The following is a 17,302-nucleotide window of genomic DNA, read 5'->3' as shown; positions in this document are numbered from 1 at the left end:
AATTGGCATGAAAGCAGCAGAGATTCGCCAGACTTTCCTGAAGTTCTTTGAATCGAAGGGCCACACGATCGTGGCCTCGAGCCCGGTGGTGCCGGGCGACGACCCGACGCTGCTGTTCACCAATGCGGGCATGAACCAGTTCAAGGACGTGTTCCTGGGCTTCGACAAGCGCCCCTACAGCCGCGCCACGACGAGCCAGAAGTGCATCCGCGCCGGCGGCAAGCACAACGACCTGGACAACGTCGGCTACACCGCCCGCCATCACACCTTCTTTGAGATGCTGGGCAATTTCTCGTTCGGTGACTACTTCAAGCACGACGCGATCAGCTACGCCTGGGAGCTGCTGACGAAGCACTTCAAGCTGCCGGCCGACAAGCTCTGGGTGACCGTCTACGCCGAGGACGACGAGGCCTACGAGATCTGGAACAAGGTGGTGGGCGTGCCCGCCGAGCGCATCGTGCGCATCGGCGACAACAAGGGCGCGCGCTACATGTCCGACAACTTCTGGATGATGGGCGACACCGGTCCCTGCGGCCCCTGCACCGAGATCTTCTACGACCACGGCCCAGACGTCGCCGGCGGCCCGCCGGGATCGCCCAATGAAGACGGCGACCGCTACATCGAGATCTGGAACAACGTCTTCATGCAGTTCAACCGCACCGAAGACGGTGTGATGCACAAGCTGCCCAAGCCTTCGGTGGACACCGGCATGGGCCTGGAGCGCCTGGCCGCGGTGCTGCAGCACGTGCACTCGAACTACGAGATCGACACCTTCGTCACCTTGATCGACGCGGCCAAGAAGGCCGTCGACGGCGCCGCGCCGGCCGCCAACGATTGCGACCGCGAGTCGCCCTCGCTGAAGGTCATCGCCGACCACATCCGCGCCTGCGCCTTCACCGTGGCCGACGGCATCATCCCCGGCAACGAAGGCCGCGGCTACGTGCTGCGTCGCATCGCCCGCCGCGCGATTCGCCACGGCTACAAGCTCGGTGCCCGCACGCCCTTCTTCCACAAGCTGGTCGCCGCGCTGGCCGGCGAGATGGGCGATGCCTATCCCGAGTTGCGCCGCGACGAGGCCCGCATCACCAGCGTGCTGAAGCAGGAAGAAGAACGCTTCTTCCAGACTATCGCCAACGGCATGGAAATCCTGGAAGCGGCCTTGGCCAAGGGTGACAAGGTCATCGACGGCGAGACGGCTTTCAAGCTGCACGACACCTACGGCTTCCCGGTCGACCTGACCGCCGACGTCTGCCGCGAGCGCGGCGTGACGGTGGACCAGGCCGGCTTCGACGCCGCGATGAACCGCCAGCGCGAGCAGGCCCGCGCCGCCGGCAAGTTCAAGATGGCCGCCGGCCTCGAGTACAAGGGCACGCCGACGACCTTCCACGGCTATGACGAACTGAGCCACGAAGGCGCGAAGGTCACGGCCGTCTACGTGGACGGCGCGCTGGTCGACGAGGCCAAGGCCGGCGACGACGCCGTCGTCGTGCTCGATCACACGCCCTTCTACGCCGAGAGCGGCGGCCAGGTCGGCGACAGCGGCGAACTGCGCAACAACACGAGCCGCTTCGCCGTCGAGGACACGGTCAAGATCCAGGCCGATGTGTTCGGCCACCACGGCCGCGTGCTGGAAGGCGCGGTCAAGGCCGGCGACGTTTTCGCGGCCAAGGTGAACACCGAAGCCCGCGCCAAGACCGTGCGCAACCACAGCGCCACCCACCTGATGCACAAGGCCCTGCGCGAAGTGCTGGGCGCCCACGTGCAGCAGAAGGGCTCGCTGGTCAACGCCGAGCGCACCCGCTTCGACTTCGCCCACAACGCGCCGATGACGGCCGAGCAGATCGCCAAGGTCGAGGCCATCGTCAACGCCGAAGTGCTGGCCAACGCCAGTGCCAAGGCCGAGGTGATGGCGCTGGACGACGCGCAGAAGAGCGGCGCGATGATGCTGTTCGGCGAGAAGTACGGCGACACGGTCCGCGTGCTGTCCATCGGCAGCTCGAAGGAGCTGTGCGGCGGCACGCACGTGAAGGCGACCGGCGACATCGGCCTGTTCAAGATCGTCGGCGAAGGCGGTGTCGCCGCTGGCGTGCGCCGCGTCGAGGCGGTCACCGGCGACAACGCCCTGGCCTACCTGCAGTCGCTGGAGAACACCGTGCACGGCCTGGCCGGCACGCTGAAGGCCGCGCCCGCCGAGCTGGAAACCCGCGTCCACGCGGTGCTGGACCAGGTCAAGGCGCTGGAGAAGGAACTGGCCGCGGCCAAGAGCAAGCTGGCCTCCGCGCAGGGCGACGAGCTGATGGCACAGGCTGTCGACGTCAAGGGCATCAAGGTGCTGGCGGCCACGCTGGCCGGTGCCGATGCGAAGACGCTGCGCGAGACGATGGACAAGCTGAAGGACAAGCTGAAGAGCGCGGCCATCGTGCTGGCCGCCGTCGACGGCGACAAGGTCCAGCTGGCGGCCGGTGTCACGGCCGACAGCATGGCCAAGGTCAAGGCCGGCGAGCTGGTGAACTTCGTCGCGCAGCAGGTCGGCGGCAAGGGCGGCGGCAAGCCGGACCTGGCGATGGCCGGCGGCAGCAACCCGGCCGCGCTGCCGGGCGCGCTGGCGAGCGTGCAGGGCTGGGTGGCTGAACGTGTCTGAGCCCATGATCGAAGACATCGACCACGAGAACGCCGAGCGCCTGACCGCGCTGCTCCAGATCGTCGCCGCGGCAGACGAGGAGCCGCTGCCGATCGACACACTGGACGGCTACATGACCGCCCTGGTCTGCGGCCCGGTGACGAGCTCGCCGCTGCAGGCGATGGACGGCCTGTTCGGCGATGACTGGGCCGCCGCGCTCGACGCACAGGACGCCACCGAGGAGTTCATGGACCGGCTGCACCTGCGCTGGAACGAGATCGCCGCGACCTTGGACCCGGCCGCTCTGCTGGCCGACCAGGAACAGATGCAGCTGATGCCGCTGATCACCGAGTTCGACGAGTCGATGAAGGCCGACCTGCTCGCGCAGGGCGTGCTGACGGCCGCGCAGCTCGACAGCCTGCCCGGTGCCGGCGTGATGTGGGTGGACGGCTTCATGCGCGCGGTGCACGAGCACGAGGCGGCCTGGTACGTCAACGAGGCCGACAGCGAACAGGGCCAGATGCTCGACGCGATGCTGATGGCGCTGGCCGCCGTGGCGATGCCGCAGGGCGAGCAGCGCGATGCCTACATCGCCGAGTCCTACGAAGCTGAAGACACGGTCGACCAGAACGTGTTGCTCGACGATGCGCTGTTCTCGGTGCAGGACCTGCGCCTGTTCTGGCTGCAGCCGAGCGCCAGCGACGACGCGGTGCACTGAGGGCCAAACTGCATCAAAGGCGCCCGGCGCAGTTCGGTGCGCCGCAGCGGCAAGTCAGCCGCCCCTCGTGGTGGCTCTCGCCGTAATCGCAGGTCAGTTCCTCGCCGGGCGCGATGTCTCGCAGCGCGTAGAACTCGACCCGGCCCTGCTTGATCCGCAGCTGCGCGTTCGGCGCGCAGCCGTGGTTGATGTTGCGCAGCGCGTCCTGCGATGCGGTGGCATCGACCGCGCGGGTTTCCGACACCTCAACGATATGGATCCGCTCGCGCCCCTTGGCGCGGCGCCGCGCCTCGCGCACCGAGATCGCCTCGCCGCGCAACTCGCCGATCTTGCGGCGCTCGGGGATCGCTTCGACGGCGAACACGCCCAGCCCGTCGATCGGGCTCGGCCCCACCTTAAGCGCGAAACGCTCGGCGGGCAGCGGCTCGCCGCGGGGGCGGACCGGCGACTCAAGTGGGGACGCAACTTGCGTCGGAAGCGTGGCGAGACGGGGCATGATGCGGTCATTGTCGACCCAATCCCAAGCCCCTCAGGAGGACCTCTCGATGACGCAGCAGCCGGCCGACCCGACCCGCATCACGATCCGCCGCGGCATTCCTGCCGACGCCGCCGCGATGGCCGCGCACATGGGCGAGGCCGAGATCTATGCCGGCCTGCTGCAACTGCCCTACCCCAGCGAGGACATGTGGCGCCAGCGCATCCAGGAGATGGGCAGCCAGCCGGGCAAGGATCTGTTCCTGGTCGCCGAGCACGGCGGCGAAATGGTGGGCAACGCCGGCCTGCATCCGGCCGGCAATTCGCTGCGCCGCCGCCACGCGATGATGCTGGGCATCTCGGTGAGCCCGCAGGCGCAGGGCAGCGGCGTCGGCAGCGCGCTGATGGCGGCACTGCTGGACTATGCGGACAACTGGGGCCAGGTCTTGCGGATCGAGCTCACGGTGTACAGCGACAACGAGCGGGCGATCCGCCTGTACCGGCGCTTCGGCTTCGAGCCGGAGGGAACGATGAGGGCCTATGCGCTGCGCGCGGGGCGCTATGTGGACGTGCTGGCGATGGCCCGGCTGCATCCGGCGCCGCCGCAGCTGCCCTGAGGCTAGGCCGCGCTCAGAAGAAGCTCAGCACGCCGCGCGACGGCGTGGCGATATTGCGGATCTGCGTGTCCTGGCCCGAGGCGGTCGACGCGACGGAAGCCGTCTGCGTCGGCGCCGAGTGGGTCTGCGGTGCGGTCTGCGCGGTCGTGGTCGGTGACTCGCTGCGCCGCATCGCGACCGGCTCCAGGCGCTCCGGGCTCAGACGCTTGCCGGTGATCACGAGACGGGCAAGCTTGACGACCTCGCTGGCGTCGGCGGCGGGCTGGGTGCCCAGGCTCAGGGTGAACCCGAGGACGGCGGTGACAACGAGATGGATACGTCGCATGTTCACAGTATCCGCAAGCCGCGTGCCCGACTCCAGCACAAGGCGACGAATTGCGGATTGGTGCGACGAATTGGGTCTGCGGAGCGCCCACTCGTCGCCTTCGGTTCCTATTTACGGCAATCATCAGGGATTACCCGGGTCAGAATCCGGCCCATGACCGCTGCCGCGCAACTCCTCAGCCCGCGCCTGCTGCTGCAGGCCCCCTCCCTGGCGCTCGCCCCGGCCGTCCTGGACTACCAGCTGCGCAACCGCACGTACTTCGCGCGCTGGGATCCGAGCTATCCGCCCGACTACTTCGAGCCCGCGCGTGCCGCCGAACGACTGATCGAGGGCGAACAGGCCTTCACGGCCGGCAGCGCCTACCGATACTGGTTCAGCCTGCAGGAAGCGCCTGCCACGCCGATCGGCCAGGTGCACATCTCGCAGCTGACGCGCGGCGCCTTCCAGAGCGCCGTGCTGGGCTACAGCCTGGACGCCCAGCACCAGGGCCGCGGCCTGATGCACGAGGCGCTGCAGGCGCTGATCGCGGAGATGTTCGGCCCGCGGGTGCGCCTGCACCGGATCCAGGCTGCCGTCCGCCCCGAGAACTTGCGCAGCCGCCAGGTGCTGCTGCGGCTGGGCTTCGAGCGCGAGGGCCTGTCCCGGCGCTACCTACACATCGACGGTGCCTGGCGCGACCACGAGGTGTTCGCGCGGATCAACGAGGCCTGGCAGCCGCCGACCCCTGCTTGACCCCTGCTTGATTGCCTACTTGACCGCGAGGCGCGCCCAGCGCAGCGCCAGCACCGAGTTCGGCCACTGCACCAGTTCCACGCCGGGCCGCGCCACCCAGATCTGCTGGACGCGGTACAGCGGCAGCACCGGTAACTCGCGCCCCATCAGGCGCACGGCCTCGGCCACCTTTTCGCGGCGCCGCGCCAGATCGGGCTCGACGCGGATCGCATCGATCAGCGCATCGAGCTTCGCGTCGCTGTAGCGGCCGGCGTTGAACACGCCGCTGTTCCGCCCGTCCGTGGTGTGGACCAGTGATTGCAGGACGATCCAGGGATCGGGGGTGGGCGACCAGCCGAACTCGGCCATGCTGATCGTGGCCTGCGTGAGCTTCGGGAAGAACAGCGCGCTGGGTGCGACCTGCAGCGTGGCGCGGATGCCCACGCGCTCCAGCATCGCCGCCATCGCCTGGCAGACCGCCTGCCGGAAGCCGGTGTTGAGGCAGTCGAAGGGCAGACTGAAGCCGTTCGGATAGCCGGCCTCCTTCAGCAGCGCGCGCGCCGCGGCCGGATCGTAGGGCGGGCGCGTCTCGAACTCGGGCAGGTAGCCGTCCATCTGCGCGGACAAGGGCGAGCCGGTCGCCTGCGCCTGGCCGCGCAGCACCTGGCGCACGATCAGCGGCATGTCCAGCGCCTGGTAGATCGCGCGCCGCACCCGCACGTCCTTCAGCGGATTGGGGCGGCCGGGGTTGCCGGGCAATTCGGCCGAGTGCTGGTCCAGGGCCAGGTATTGCGTACCGATGTCGCCGGTCTCCAGGATCTTGAGCCCGCCGGCGGCGCGCAGCCGGGCCACGTCCTGGAACGGCGGGTCCAGCACCACGTCCACCTGGCCGGAATTGAGCGCGGCCAGCCGCGTGGCGTCGGACTGGATCACGAGGAACTGCGCCTCGTCGAGATTGCCGGGGTGCGTCGCCCGGCCCCACCACGAGGGGAAAGCGGCCAGGGTCGTGCGCACGTCGGACTCGTAGCGCTTGAGCATGAACGGGCCGGTGCCCATCGCGTTGCGCACCGCGAAGGTCTCCTGCTTGCCGTTGTAATCCTGCGGCAGCACCACCTGATGCTGTTCGCACCAGGCGCGGCTCATCATGTCCACGAGGAAGAGCCTCTCCGGCAGCAGCGCGTCGGGGCTGTCGAGCAGGATATCGATCGTCAGCGGATCGATCTTGCGCACGCCGGTGATGCCGTGCATCTGCAGCGCGCGCTGCGAGCTGGGCTTGAGCGCACGCTCGATCGAGAACACGGCGTCGTCCGCCGTGAAGGCGCTGCCGTCGTGGAACTTCACGCCCGGACGCAGCTTGAAGCGCCAGGTCTTGGCATCCACCGCGGACCAGGACAGCGCCAGCGAGGGCTGGAGGCGGAACTTCTCATCGCGGTCCACCAGGCCTTCGTAGATCTGCTGCACGACGCGCGACTGGTACAGCAGCGCCACCGCATGCGGGTCCATCGTCTGCGGATCGTTGGCGCTGGCGATGCGCAGGACACGCGGTTGCGCAGCGCAGGCCCCCGCGACGAGCAACAGCGCCGCAGCGGCGGCCGCACAGAGCCATGAAGTCCGCATCATTCCGACGGTCTCCCTCTTCCATTTGCTCAAAGGCGGCGCCGAGTATGCACCGCAGAGATAACGCGTTATGTCAGCGTCAACCCATGGTACTTGGCACCGGTATTGCCCTAGACTCGATGCAAAGCATGGCCAAGGGAGGTCAGCATGTGGTTTGCAGAGTCGGCCAAGCACGCCCTGATCTGCCGCATCGGCACACGCCTGTGTGCCCTGCCGCTGCGGCATGTCGTGGAGACACTCCGGCCCTTGCCGGTGGCGCCGCTGGCCGGCGCACCGGAGCACGTGCTGGGCGTGGCCCTGATCCGCGGCCTGGGCCAGCCGGTCGTCGACGTGGCCCGGCTGCTGGGCGAGTGCGATGCCGAGGTCACGCGCTACGTCACCCTACGGCTGGGCGAGCGGCGTGTGGCGCTCGCGGTCGGGCAGGTTCTCGGCACACGCGAGTTGGCCCTCGATGAGCTGCAGGATCTGCCGCCCTTGCTGCGCCATGCCGGCCAGGACAGCGTCACGGCCCTGGGCCAGATCGATGCCGAACTGCTGCTGGTGCTGAACAGCGCGCGGCTGATCCCACCGGCCGAGGTGATGCAGGCAGCGGCCGATGCGGAGGGCCTGGCCGCATGATGGCGACGGCCACGCCCGCCGTCGCGCTACGCGCGGAAGCCGTGGCCCGCTTCCGCGCTATCGTGCTGGCCCGGCTGGGGCTCGAGTTCCCCGATCGACAGTCAAACATGCTGGCAGCGCTGCTGCAGCACCGCCTCGCCTGGCACAGGCTGGACGCGGAAAGCTACCTGAACTCGCTGCAGTCGAACCTGCTGCCGGGCGAGTTCGAGGCGCTGGCGCCGGAGCTGACGACGCCGGAGACCTATTTCTTCCGCAACATCGAGCAGTTCAACGCGCTGCGCGAGCGGGTGCTGCCGGCGCTGCTGCAGGCCCGCCGCTACACGCGCAGCCTGCGCATCCTCTCGGCCGGCTGTGCCACCGGCGAGGAGCTCTACACGCTGGCGATGGTGATGCAAGACCTGACCCCGGGACCGGACTGGGACATCACGCTGCTCGGCATCGACCTGAACCCCGAGGTGCTGCGCAAGGCGCGGGCCGCCCACTACACGAGCTGGAGCCTGCGCGAGACGCCGGAGGCCGCGCGCCTGCGCTGGTTCCAGCCCGCGGGCGATGGCTTCGTGCTGCAGCCGGCGCTGCGCGAGGCGGTGAAATTCGAGCTGATCAACCTGAACGAGGCGGCGCCGAACTTCTGGCGCCCTGGCGCCTTCGACCTGATCTTCGCCCGCAACGTGCTGATGTACCTGGGCCGCACGGCGCTGCAGGGCGCGTTGGCGCGGATGACGCAGTCTCTGGCGCCGGACGGCTACCTGTTCCTGGGCCACTCCGAGAGCCTGCGCGAGCTGAGCGAGGCCTACACGCTGTGCCACACGCACGGCACCTTCTACTACCGGCGCCGCAGCACCGACGAGCCCGCGGCCATGCAGGCGCCCACGACCGCGCCGGTGACGACGACAGCAGCTGCCGCTCCAGCCAAGCCGGACGCAGCGGACACGATCGAGACCGCCTTGACGCTGTTCGAGCAGGAGCGCTTCGACGACGCTGCGGCGCGGCTGACGGCGCTGGATGCCGACGCGCAGCGGCAGCCCGACGCTCTGGTGCTGCAGGCGATGCTGCGACTGCACGAGGGCCGCCACGCGCTGGCCGAGAACCTGGCCCACGAACTGCTCACACGCGACGCGCGCCATGCGGCCGCGCACTACGTGATCGCGCTGTGCCGCGAGAGCACCGGCGACCTGGCCGCCGCGCGCATCCGCTACGAGCAGGCCGGCAAGCTGGACGAGAGCTTCGCCCTGCCTCATCTGCATCTGGCTCGGCTGGCACGCGAACGCGGCGATGCCGGCGCGCACCGCCACGAGCTGGCGCGCACGCTGGCCCTGCTTGAACACGAGAGCCCGCAACGCCTGCGGCTGTTCGGCGGCGGCTTCGATCGCATCGCGCTGCAGAACATGTGTCGCACGGAACTGCGCCGGGCGATTGAGGGGAAGCGGCCATGAAGCGAGACGATGAGCCGGATGACGCACAGACGCGGGCACTGGCGTGGCGCGAGGCCTTCGACCAGTCCTTCGTGCGCGCGCCGGATGACAGGAAGGTCGAGCGGCACGACTTCCTGGCGATCCAGGCCGGCGGCGGCCGCTACGCGCTGCGCCTGAGCGAAGTGACCGGTCTGCAGGCCCTCAAGAGCCTGACGCCCTGCCCCAGCCGGCGTGCCGAGCTGCTGGGCCTGAGCAGCTTTCGCGGCCAGGTGCTGCCCGTCTACGACCTGCGGGTACTGCTGGGCAGCGGCACGGCGCGGGAACGGCCGGCCTGGTGGGTGGCCGCCCGGGACGGCCCGCTGGGCCTGGCGTTCGATGTGTTCGAGTGCCACCTGCGCCTGCCCGGCGACGCGATCGCGCGCGCCGGCGCGGCCGACTCGCGCCTGTTCACCGGCGAGACGCTGCGCAGCGGGGAGCAGTTGCGCCCGATCGTCTCCATTCCGTCGATCCTGCAGCGCATCCGCGAAGTCGTGCAGCAACAGCGGCCCCAGCACCTGACTGAGAAGAACTGAGGAAGAGCAGCCATGTGGACCTTCGGCAAGAAAATCGCGATGGGCTTCGCCCTCGCCTTCGTCCTGATGCTGTTCGTCGGCGGCATGGCCTATCGCAGCATCGAGAGCTTGACGCGTACCAGCTATGCCGTGTCGCACACCGGCAGGGTGCTGGACCAGTTGGCACTGCTGATGCGCATCGTCAACGACACGGAAAGCCAGCAGCGCGGCTACATGCTGACCGGCGACGAGACCTACCTGCCGCAGATGCAGGCGTCGCGCGAAGCCTTCCCTAAACCGATCAAGGAGTTGCGCGAGGACCTGGCCGACAGCCCGGCCGAACTGCAGATGCTGGCGGCGGTGGTCGAGGCCGCCCAGGCGAAGATGGACTACTGCGCCAGGGCCGTCGAGGTCTATCGCTCATCCGGCCGGGATACGGGGCTCAAGCTCGTGCAGACGGGCGACGGCAAGGCGCTGATGGACGACCTGGTGGCCAAGGCCTCGGTACTGGAAGGCTCGCAGCGCCGCCTCGTCAGGCAGCGGGCCGACGAGGTCGAGGCCGCCGCCTCGACGGCCAACCGTGCCATCGGCTACGGCACGCTGCTGTGCCTGGTCGTGATCACCGGGGCCGGCTTCATCCTGACGCGCGCGCTGACGCAGCAGATCGGCTCGGCGGTGCAGCATGTGCAGCGCTCGTCCAACGAGCTGCAGTCGGCGGCCACGCAGCAGGCGGCCGGCGCGCGCGAGTCGTCGACCGCGATGACCGAGATCACGACGACGATCACCGAACTGCTGGCCGCATCGCGCCAGATCGCCGAGAGCGCGCAGCGCGTGGCCGCGGTGGCCGAGCAGACCGTGGACGCCGCGCGCACCGGCGACGGCACGGTGCAACTGGCCAAGGACTCGATCACCGGCATCCGACAGCAGGTGGACATGGTGGTGGACCACATGCTGGACCTCGGCCGCAAGTCGCAGCAGATCGGCGCGGTGCTGGACATCGTCTCCGAGCTCGCGGAACAGACCAACATCCTGGCGATCAACGCGACGATCGAGGCCACCGGCGCCGGCGAGATGGGCCGGCGCTTCGGCGTGGTGGCCGACGAGATCCGCAAGCTGGCGGACCGGGTGGCCGGCTCGACCAAGGAGATCCGCAACCTGATCGACGACGTTCGCAGTGCGGTCAACACGACGGTGATGGCCACCGAGACCGGCTCGAAGGCGGTGGACCTGGGCGCGCGCCAGTTCAGCGAGGTGGCCACCGCATTCACGAAGATCGCCGGACTGGTGGCCACGACGACCGACGCCGCACGCGAGATCGAGCTGTCGACGAAGCAGCAGACCACGGCGGTCGAGCAGGTCAACGTGGCGATCTCGAACACCGCGCAGTCGACCCGCGAGACCGAGGCCAGTTCGGCGCAGACCTTCCAGACGGCGCGCCAGCTGTCCAGCCTGTCGCGGGAACTGCTGCGCATGGTCCAGCCCCAGGAGCTGGCCGCGCATCCCGAGAGCGTCGCTGCCTGACAGCGCGGGCAAGCCATGGCCACGAGCAGCAAGGACCCCTACCGATTCTTCCGCATCGAGGCGGCGGAGCTGCAGGACCAACTCGGCGCCGGCATCCTGGCGCTGGAGAAAGGCGACGACGCCGGCACGCTGCCGCTGTTGCTGCGCCTGGCACACACGCTCAAGGGCGCCGCACGCGTCGTGCGCCTGCAGGAGATCGCCGAGCACGCACATGCGCTGGAGGACATCCTGGCGCCGCTGCGGGACAGTGGCGCCAAGGCGGACCGCACCCAGATCAACCGGCTGCTGGCGCTGCACGACAAGATCGGCGCGGCCGTGGCGGCGCTGGGCGCAACCCCGGTGGCGATGCCGGCGAAGGCCGCTGCTGCGCCAATCGTCGCGCCTGTCGTGACCGGCGCCGACGATGGCGACATGGTGCGGCTGCTCGACGCCGTCAGCCAGGCGCATCAGCAGTTGGCACTGCTGCGGCGCAGCCTCGCACAGACCTCAGCCACGCGATCCGCGCAGAACCTGGAAGCGGCGCTCGACCAGATGGAGCGGGAGCTGGCGCAGGTGCACGACAGCGCCGAACGCCTACGGCTCACGCCCGCGGCGCGGCTATTCGTGCCGCTGCGGCGCGCCGCGCGGGACGCGGCCCAGATGGTGGGCAAGGAGGTGGAGTTCGAAGACATCGGCGGCGACGTGCGCCTGGATGGCGAGGTACTGAACCTGGTGCAGGGGGCGCTGATGCAACTGGTCCGCAATGCTGTGGCCCACGGCATCGAGCCGGCCGCGGCTCGGCGGCTGGCGGGCAAGCCGGCGCAGGGTAGCGTCAGCGTGCATGTGTTGCGACAGGGGCGGCGCGTGGCCTTCGAGTGCCGCGATGACGGCGCCGGCCTGAACCTGGCAGCCTTGCGTGACAAGGCCCGCGCCAAGGGCTGGACGCTCCCCGGCGCGGGCGAGCCGGACACGCAGGCGCTGCTGCAGTTCCTGCTGCGCGGCGGCATCAGCACGGCCGAGTCCGTCAACGAGCTCGCGGGCCGCGGCGTGGGCCTGGACGTGGTGCGCGATGCGGCCGAGCGGCTGGGCGGCGAAGTCAGGCTGCAGACCGAGCCGGGCCGCGGCACGACGCTGAGCCTGATCGTGCCGTTGCGGCTCGCGGCGCTGGAGACGCTGCAGGTCGAGGCCGGCGGTGTGATCCATGCGCTGCCGCTGGACGCGGTGAAGCAGACCCTGCGCCTGCTGCCGCAGGACATCGCAATCGGCGCGCAGGGTTGCTCGGTCGCCTACCAGGGCCAGTCCGTGCCCTATGCGAGGCTGGCCGATGCGCTGCGGGACGGCATGGAAGAGGGAGCGACCGACGCGCAGCGCTCATCGGCCGTGATCGTGCAGGGACAGGCGGACGGTGCTCTGCCGACGCTGGCAGCACTGGCGGTGGACCGGATCGTCGGTACGGCCTACGTGACGCTGCGCGACCCACCGGAGCTGATGCCGGCGCATGAACTGCTGGCCGGAGTGGCAGTGGACGCCGAGGGGCGGCCGCAGTTGGTGCTGGATCCGGACGGCCTGTGTGCTTTCGCGCGCGCGACGCTGCCGAAGGTACGCCTGGCCGAGGCACCGAAATTGCCCGTTCTGGTGATCGACGACTCGCTGACGACCCGCATGCTGGAGCAGAGCATCCTCGAATCGGCCGGCTACGCGGTGCACGCCGCGGTGTCGGCCGAGGAAGGCCTGGAGAAGGCCCGGCAGCAGCGCTATGCACTGTTCCTCGTGGACGTGGAAATGCCCGGCATGGACGGCTTCACCTTCGTCGAGCGCACGCGTGCCGATCCGCTGCTGAGCCAGGTGCCGGCGATGCTGATCACCTCGCTGAACTCGCCGGCGGACAAGCAGCGCGGCATCGATGTCGGCGCGAGCGGGTACATCGTCAAAGGTGAGTTCGCCCAGTCCGACTTCCTGCAGAAAGTGCACCAACTGGTGCAGAACCATGGGTAGCAAGCGATGAAGCAATTGCGTGTGCTGGTGGTCGAAGACTCGCTGACCGTGCGCAAGCGCCTCTGCGAAATCCTGGAGGATGAGCGGGACATCGTCGTCGTGGGAGAGGCTGCCGACGGCAAGCAGGCGATCGAGCTGTGCGAGGCGCTGAGGCCCGACGTGATCTCGATGGACATGATGCTGCCGATCATGACGGGCCTCGCGGCGACCGAATACATCATGGCGCACTGCCCGACGCCGATCCTCGTCGTCTCGGCATCGCTGAACCGCGGCGAGCTGTTCCGCACCTACGACGCCGTGGCCGCCGGCGCCGTGGACATGATGGAGAAGCCGGGCGTGACCGATGCGCAGGGCGACTGGGACGCGCGCTATCTCTCGACGCTGCGCCTGGTGGCACGCGTGCCGGTGATCACGCACCTGCGTGCGCGCAGCGCATTGCGCGCGGCGGGGCCGCCGCCGGCGCACAAGCCCACGAGACCGCAGCCTCCGGTGGACGGCCGGGCGCGCAGCTCGCTGATCGCGCTGGGCGCCTCGACGGGCGGCCCCGGCGCGCTGGTCGATGTGCTGGGCGCGCTGCCGAGACGGCTGCAGGTGCCGGTGCTGGTCGTGATGCACATCAACGAGCCCTTTGCCATCGCGTTCTCCGACTGGCTCGATGCGCAGACGCCGCACCGCGTGTCGTACGCGAAGGACGGCGAGCCACTGGCGTCCTGCGCGGGCCGCGTGCTGCTGGCGCCAGCCGACCGGCACATGGTCGTCGGCGGCGGCCAGGTGCGCCTGGATTCGGGGCCGGCGAGGCATTCATGCCGGCCTTCGGTGGACACCTTGTTCGAGTCGATCGCCGTCGAGGCCGGTTCGCGCGCCTGCGCGGCCCTGCTGACCGGCATGGGCCGCGACGGCGCGACCGGCTTGCTGGCGATCCGCCGCGCCGGCGGCGCGACGATCGCGCAGGACGAGGCCAGTTCGGTGATCTACGGCATGCCGCGCGAGGCGGCGCTGCTCGGTGCCGCCGAGCGCGTGCTACCGCTGGACCAGATCGGAACGGCGCTCGCAACGCTCTGCGGCGTGCCGTCCGACAGCATGTTCGGAGCCCTGCGATGAGCGATCTGATCCTGATCGTCGATGACAGCCTGACCGTCCGCATGGACCTGGAGGAAGCCTTCGACGAGGCCGGCTTCACCTGCCACAGCTGCGCCGACCTGGCCTCGGCCCGCGCCTTCCTCGCCCAGCAGCGGCCCGCCGTCGTGGTGCTGGACGTGCTGCTGCCGGATGGCAGCGGTGTGGATCTACTACGCGAGCTGCGCGCCCTGCCCGACGGGGGCGACGCGATCGTGCTGATGCTTTCCAGCGAGGCGGATGTGAAGGACCGCCTGATCGGCCTGGGCACCGGCGCGGACGAGTACGTGGGCAAGCCCTACGACCGCGGCTACATCACTGCGCGGACACGCGAGCTGCTTCGCACGCGCCGCAGCCCCGCCGCGCAGCGAGCGCCAACAGTGCTCGTCATCGACGACAGCCTCAGCTACCGCGAGGCGATGCGCGAGCAGTTGCAGCAGGCCGGCTACGAGGTGCTGCTGGCCGGTTCCGGCGAAGACGGGCTGCGCATCGCGGCCGCCGCGCGCCCCGATGCGCTGCTGATCGACAAGCAGCTGCCCGGCATCGACGGCGCGGCCGTGATCCGGCGGCTGCGGCTCGACGCAGCACTGCGCAGCACGCCCTGCATCCTGTTCACAGCCGGCGACGAGCGCGATACCGAACTGCAGGCCCTGGATGCAGGAGCCGATGCCTTCGTTCGCAAGCAGGACGATCCTGCGCTGCTGCTGGCGCGCCTGGCGGCGGTGCTGCGGAGCGCGGCCACCACGGTGCCCGCCGAGGGCGCAAGCGAGCTGGGGCCCAAGCGCATCCTGGCCGTCGACGACAGCCCCACCTTCCTCGCCGCCTTGGGCGACCTGCTGCGCGACGAGGGTTACGACGTCGTCGCCGCCGAGTCGGGTCAGGCGGCATTGGATCTGCTGGCGCTGCAGCAGGTCGACATCATCCTGATGGATCTGCGGATGCCGGGCATGGACGGCCGCGAGACCTGTAGGCGGATCAAGGCCGCGCCGATGCTGCGCGATGTACCGCTGGTGATCCTGACCGGACAGGAGGATCGCGCCTCGATGCTCGATGCCTTGGAAATCGGTGCGGATGATTTCATCCAGAAGTCGGCCGATTTCGAAGTGCTGAAGGCACGCGTGCGCGCCCAGTTGCGCCGCAAGCAGTTCGAGGACGAGAACCGGCGCATTCGCCTCGACCTGCTCAATATGGAGATGGAGGCTGCCGAGGCACGTGCTGCCAACGAGCTGGCGGCCAGCCGCGCCGAGCTGCTGGCGCAGCTGGAGCAGAAGAACACGGCGCTGGAGGAGGCGATTGCGCGCATCGCCCAGGCGAACCAGGCCAAGACCGACTTCATGTCGACGATGTCGCACGAGCTGCGCACGCCACTGAACGCGATCATCGGCTTCTCAGAGATCCTGAAAGACGGTCTGGTCGGCCAGCTGCAGCCGCGCCAGGTCGAGTTCTCGCGCCATATCCACGACAGCGGTATGCACCTGCTCGCGCTGATCAACGACATCCTGGATCTGGCAAAGATCGAGGCGGGCAAGGTCGACATCGAGCCGGAAGACATCGAGCTCGACGCGATGCTCGACGACGCGGCGACGCTGGTGCGCGAGCGTGCGCAAGCGCGGCGGATCCGGCTCGAGGTCAGCCATGCGGCGCTCGGCAGCGGACTGCGGGCCGACAAGCGGCGGCTGAAGCAGATCCTGTTGAACCTGCTGTCGAACGCGGTGAAGTTCAGCCGCGACGACGGTACGGTCTCGCTGCGGGCGCATCTGGTCGATCGCGTACGCGCCGCTTCCGGCCTGCCCGGTTCAGAGCCGGCGCCGGGCTTGCGGACACCGCTGCCGGAGAGCCGGTTCCGCCGCTTTGTCGAATTCAGCGTGGAGGATCACGGGATCGGCATGTCCGAGGGTGATCTGGAAATGCTGTTCAAGCCCTTCGGTCAGATCCGCAACGACGTCACGCGCGAGGTGGAAGGCACGGGCCTGGGTCTGGTGACGGTGGCGCGGCTCGTCGACCTGCATGGCGGCGCGGTTGCGGTCACGAGTCGCGTGGACCACGGCAGCTGCTTCAGCTTCTGGCTGCCGTGGCGTGCCGGCGCGGAGGTGGATCCGCCCATGGCTTCGCCGCAGCGGAGCGGCCCCGCGGATCCGGTCGGCATGCCGGTGGCCTTGGTCGTCGAGGACGATGAAGCCGGGGCGGAACTGATGCGGGTGCAGCTGGAGGCAGGGGGCTTTCTTGTCCGCCATGCCAGTTCAGCCGAAGCCGCGTTGCAAATGGCGTCATCGTTCACGCCTGCATTGATCACCCTGGACATCCACCTTCCGGGCATGGATGGCTGGGAGTTCCTCTGCCGGATTCAGGAACTGCCCGGGTGGATGGATGTACCGGTCGTCGTCGTCTCGCTGGACGCGGCGCATGAGGTCGGCCTTTCGCTCGGCGCCGCCGCGGTATTGCAGAAGCCGGTCCGCCGCGACGATTTCACTCGCGAATTGGCGACGCTGGGCTTCAAGCCGACGGATTCGAAGGCGCTCCGGGTCTTGGTGATCGACGATGCCGTCGAGCCCGAGGCATCGAATATGGATTTCAACGAGCCGGGCTATGCGCTGATGCGCGCTTTTGGCGGCCGGCAAGGCATCGAGCTGACGCGCCGCCATCTGCCGGACCTGGTCATCCTCGATCTGCTGGTGAGCGATATGGGCGGTATCGAGGTCGTCGAGGCGCTGAAGACGGACGTCCGCACGGCGGATATTCCGGTCATCATGCTGGCGGCGAAGCATTTCAGCGCGGCGGATCGCCAGCGGCTCAATACTCATGTCCAGGCGCTGCTCGATCGCGGAGGATTGCAGCGTGGTCGTTTTCTCGGAGACGTGATGCGGGCATTCGGCAGAAGTACGCGCCCGCACTGATCATTGCAAATAGGTAATCAGGAGCCCGCCCGCAAAAAGCAAAACCCCCACCTCTTTGGAGAGATGGGGGTATGCGGGGTAAATAGCCTGACGATGACCTACTTTCACACGGGAATCCGCACTATCATCGGCGC

At 68.9% G+C, this 17,302-nt stretch carries 14 protein-coding genes; 11 read left to right on the top strand and 3 right to left on the bottom strand.

Features of this window, described 5'->3' with window-relative positions:
* The first annotated feature begins 7 nt into the window (after positions 1-7).
* Both alaS and SNE35_RS31775 read left to right on the top strand, forming a co-directional pair.
* Positions 8-2,641, top strand: coding sequence for an alanine--tRNA ligase (gene alaS, locus SNE35_RS31780; RefSeq protein WP_320427089.1), 2,634 nt, complete (start codon positions 8-10; stop codon positions 2,639-2,641).
* A 4-nt stretch (positions 2,642-2,645) separates the two neighbouring features.
* Positions 2,646-3,338: a UPF0149 family protein gene (locus tag SNE35_RS31775; RefSeq protein ID WP_320427088.1), complete on the top strand. Its 693-nt coding sequence runs from the start codon at positions 2,646-2,648 to the stop codon at positions 3,336-3,338.
* A gap of 13 nt (positions 3,339-3,351) precedes the next feature.
* Here SNE35_RS31775 and SNE35_RS31770 read toward each other — a convergent pair whose 3' ends face one another.
* Complete coding sequence (locus SNE35_RS31770; RefSeq protein ID WP_320427087.1) at positions 3,352-3,834, bottom strand: SET domain-containing protein; 483 nt, start codon at positions 3,832-3,834, stop codon at positions 3,352-3,354.
* Positions 3,835-3,883: 49 nt separating this feature from the next.
* Between SNE35_RS31770 and SNE35_RS31765 the strand changes: the two genes are divergently transcribed.
* Entirely contained in the window at positions 3,884-4,429 is a 546-nt protein-coding gene (locus SNE35_RS31765; protein ID WP_320427086.1) for a GNAT family N-acetyltransferase, read from the top strand.
* A 13-nt stretch (positions 4,430-4,442) separates the two neighbouring features.
* On the opposite strand, the gene SNE35_RS31760 is transcribed toward SNE35_RS31765, so the two are convergent.
* Positions 4,443-4,754: a hypothetical protein gene (locus tag SNE35_RS31760; protein ID WP_320427085.1), complete on the bottom strand. Its 312-nt coding sequence runs from the start codon at positions 4,752-4,754 to the stop codon at positions 4,443-4,445.
* Between the two features lie 153 nt (positions 4,755-4,907).
* Between SNE35_RS31760 and SNE35_RS31755 the strand changes: the two genes are divergently transcribed.
* The gene (locus SNE35_RS31755) at positions 4,908-5,486 is read left to right on the top strand and encodes a GNAT family N-acetyltransferase (RefSeq protein ID WP_320427084.1); all 579 of its coding nucleotides are present in this window, start codon (positions 4,908-4,910) and stop codon (positions 5,484-5,486) included.
* 15 nt (positions 5,487-5,501) lie between these two features.
* Here the strand turns inward: SNE35_RS31755 and SNE35_RS31750 are convergent, their stop codons facing one another.
* On the bottom strand, positions 5,502-7,085 hold the full coding sequence (locus SNE35_RS31750; protein WP_320427083.1) for an ABC transporter substrate-binding protein: 1,584 nt from the start codon (positions 7,083-7,085) through the stop codon (positions 5,502-5,504).
* A 144-nt stretch (positions 7,086-7,229) separates the two neighbouring features.
* On the opposite strand from SNE35_RS31750, the gene SNE35_RS31745 reads away from it, so the two are divergent.
* From SNE35_RS31745 to SNE35_RS31715, 7 genes are read left to right on the top strand one after another with little or no spacing between them, the layout of a single operon-like run.
* Complete coding sequence (locus SNE35_RS31745; RefSeq protein ID WP_320427082.1) at positions 7,230-7,700, top strand: chemotaxis protein CheW; 471 nt, start codon at positions 7,230-7,232, stop codon at positions 7,698-7,700.
* Positions 7,697-9,133, top strand: coding sequence for a CheR family methyltransferase (locus tag SNE35_RS31740; RefSeq protein ID WP_320427081.1), 1,437 nt, complete (start codon positions 7,697-7,699; stop codon positions 9,131-9,133). The genes SNE35_RS31745 and SNE35_RS31740 overlap by 4 nt, the downstream gene beginning before the upstream one ends.
* Positions 9,130-9,684, top strand: coding sequence for a chemotaxis protein CheW (locus tag SNE35_RS31735; protein ID WP_320427080.1), 555 nt, complete (start codon positions 9,130-9,132; stop codon positions 9,682-9,684). The genes SNE35_RS31740 and SNE35_RS31735 overlap by 4 nt, the downstream gene beginning before the upstream one ends.
* Positions 9,685-9,696: 12 nt before the next feature.
* Positions 9,697-11,184 carry a methyl-accepting chemotaxis protein gene (locus tag SNE35_RS31730; RefSeq protein ID WP_320427079.1) on the top strand — a complete coding sequence of 496 codons (1,488 nt, stop codon included), beginning with the start codon at positions 9,697-9,699 and terminating at the stop codon, positions 11,182-11,184.
* Between the two features lie 15 nt (positions 11,185-11,199).
* Positions 11,200-13,158, top strand: coding sequence for a hybrid sensor histidine kinase/response regulator (locus SNE35_RS31725; RefSeq protein ID WP_320427078.1), 1,959 nt, complete (start codon positions 11,200-11,202; stop codon positions 13,156-13,158).
* A gap of 6 nt (positions 13,159-13,164) precedes the next feature.
* Positions 13,165-14,259: a chemotaxis-specific protein-glutamate methyltransferase CheB gene (gene cheB / locus SNE35_RS31720; protein ID WP_320427077.1), complete on the top strand. Its 1,095-nt coding sequence runs from the start codon at positions 13,165-13,167 to the stop codon at positions 14,257-14,259.
* Positions 14,256-17,168, top strand: a complete 2,913-nt coding sequence (locus SNE35_RS31715) for a response regulator (RefSeq protein WP_320427115.1) — start codon at positions 14,256-14,258, stop codon at positions 17,166-17,168. The genes cheB and SNE35_RS31715 overlap by 4 nt, the downstream gene beginning before the upstream one ends.
* The last annotated feature ends 134 nt before the right edge of the window (positions 17,169-17,302 follow it).

Source organism: Roseateles agri (assembly GCF_034043675.1).
GTDB lineage: Bacteria > Pseudomonadota > Gammaproteobacteria > Burkholderiales > Burkholderiaceae_C > KK5.
This window is presented reverse-complemented; position numbering and strand designations above follow the sequence as displayed.

What these genes read in the sequence shown, in the direction of transcription:
- alaS (WP_320427089.1), top strand. Translation starts at nt 8, where the DNA reads ATGAAAGCAGCAGAGATTCGCCAGACTTTCCTGAAGTTCTTTGAATCG.
- SNE35_RS31775 (WP_320427088.1), top strand. Translation starts at nt 2,646, where the DNA reads ATGATCGAAGACATCGACCACGAGAACGCCGAGCGCCTGACCGCGCTG.
- SNE35_RS31770 (WP_320427087.1), bottom strand. Translation starts at nt 3,834, where the DNA reads ATGCCCCGTCTCGCCACGCTTCCGACGCAAGTTGCGTCCCCACTTGAG.
- SNE35_RS31765 (WP_320427086.1), top strand. Translation starts at nt 3,884, where the DNA reads ATGACGCAGCAGCCGGCCGACCCGACCCGCATCACGATCCGCCGCGGC.
- SNE35_RS31760 (WP_320427085.1), bottom strand. Translation starts at nt 4,754, where the DNA reads ATGCGACGTATCCATCTCGTTGTCACCGCCGTCCTCGGGTTCACCCTG.
- SNE35_RS31755 (WP_320427084.1), top strand. Translation starts at nt 4,908, where the DNA reads ATGACCGCTGCCGCGCAACTCCTCAGCCCGCGCCTGCTGCTGCAGGCC.
- SNE35_RS31750 (WP_320427083.1), bottom strand. Translation starts at nt 7,085, where the DNA reads ATGATGCGGACTTCATGGCTCTGTGCGGCCGCCGCTGCGGCGCTGTTG.
- SNE35_RS31745 (WP_320427082.1), top strand. Translation starts at nt 7,230, where the DNA reads ATGTGGTTTGCAGAGTCGGCCAAGCACGCCCTGATCTGCCGCATCGGC.
- SNE35_RS31740 (WP_320427081.1), top strand. Translation starts at nt 7,697, where the DNA reads ATGATGGCGACGGCCACGCCCGCCGTCGCGCTACGCGCGGAAGCCGTG.
- SNE35_RS31735 (WP_320427080.1), top strand. Translation starts at nt 9,130, where the DNA reads ATGAAGCGAGACGATGAGCCGGATGACGCACAGACGCGGGCACTGGCG.
- SNE35_RS31730 (WP_320427079.1), top strand. Translation starts at nt 9,697, where the DNA reads ATGTGGACCTTCGGCAAGAAAATCGCGATGGGCTTCGCCCTCGCCTTC.
- SNE35_RS31725 (WP_320427078.1), top strand. Translation starts at nt 11,200, where the DNA reads ATGGCCACGAGCAGCAAGGACCCCTACCGATTCTTCCGCATCGAGGCG.
- cheB (WP_320427077.1), top strand. Translation starts at nt 13,165, where the DNA reads ATGAAGCAATTGCGTGTGCTGGTGGTCGAAGACTCGCTGACCGTGCGC.
- SNE35_RS31715 (WP_320427115.1), top strand. Translation starts at nt 14,256, where the DNA reads ATGAGCGATCTGATCCTGATCGTCGATGACAGCCTGACCGTCCGCATG.